The organism is Anaerosporobacter sp., from assembly GCF_965301125.1.
Genome location: NZ_CBDLAM010000341.1, coordinates 1 through 1,148 on the forward strand (window position 1 = coordinate 1; position 1,148 = coordinate 1,148).

General features: G+C 30.3%; 2 protein-coding genes. Both read right to left on the reverse strand.

What is annotated here, in order from left to right; genetic code table 11:
* Nucleotides 1-120: 120 nt before the first annotated feature.
* Complete coding sequence (locus ACW2QF_RS19690) at nt 121-690, reverse strand: tyrosine-protein phosphatase (RefSeq protein WP_455717717.1); 570 nt, start codon at nt 688-690, stop codon at nt 121-123.
* Between the two features lie 132 nt (nt 691-822).
* Entirely contained in the window at nt 823-981 is a 159-nt protein-coding gene (locus ACW2QF_RS19695) for a hypothetical protein (protein WP_455717718.1), read from the reverse strand.
* Nucleotides 982-1,148: the final 167 nt, after the last annotated feature.

The window sequence follows — 1,148 nt, forward strand, 5'->3', positions numbered from 1 at the left end:
AGCTAGTAGTTTAGGTATAATTATTAATTATTATATTTGAAAATCACCGACAAATTGTAATTTGATTTGTATCTCTGTAAAATTAAAATAAACGAGTCCTTTCAACGTATATAAAAATCTTTACTTTTGTAATTGTTTCAAAAATCTTTTCATATTTTCCCTGTGTGGAATAATTATATCAATATCTACCTCTGGATGTTCTCTGACATATGCCGTGAGCATATCTATCAAATTTTCTTTAGATATCATATAATCATCAATTATACTTTCATCATCAAATCCAAGTTTTTTTAAAATCAAGGCTGATACCACACCTGTCCTGTCTTTTCCTGCTGTACAAAAATACATTACATTAGACTTAGAATTCATGATAGTATCAATAATTTTTTCCATCTGTTTATCAAACATCTGCGTATAAACCGTATATAGATGTTCACGCGTTTTTGGAGTATCGCCGCCACCTGTAACTGGAAGATTAATATATTTAAAGTCGTTCATTCTCTGAAGTTTACACGGTATCTTAACAACCTCTTCTTTAGATCTTAGGTCAACAATGGTTGTAATATCGTTACTCAATAGCCATTGAATCTCGTTATCTGTTAAATCAATTGGTGCATCACTTCTAATATAACGCATTGTGCCTGTGGGCAGTGCACGTGTGTTCATTGTTGATTTAAAAATAGACCCCATTATTTAATCCTCCACAAATTTTAATTTGTTTACTTCAAATTTCTAATATTATTTTAGTTATATGAAAATAATACCAGTTTTCTTACCAACTATCAATATACAGTTTTCAATGTACCGTACTTCGCTAAACTATCATTTACTATTCATTCGTTCTATTAGTCTTACCAGCTTCTGGTCAGATACTTTAATAACTTCATTTTCACACCTAAGGAATATCTTTAATTGGGCTAACATAATCTCAACATCTGTAATCTCCTCAACAATATTTTCATACTCCTTGTTATTAACCATATCATTGAAATCGAATGATGTTCTCCCTCCACATTGTAGAAACTTTCTCCAGAACTTATTGATTGCTTAGATCAGCCGCTACACTCCATTAATTCAGATGCTGTACTCTCACCTACAACAATCCAAGTAATAAAAAAATTTTTTATTCTTTTTTTATTTTATGTTTG

Coding starts and splice junctions, on each gene's coding strand:
- ACW2QF_RS19690 (WP_455717717.1), bottom strand. CDS start 690: ATGGGGTCTATTTTTAAATCAACAATGAACACACGTGCACTGCCCACA.
- ACW2QF_RS19695 (WP_455717718.1), bottom strand. CDS start 981: ATGGTTAATAACAAGGAGTATGAAAATATTGTTGAGGAGATTACAGAT.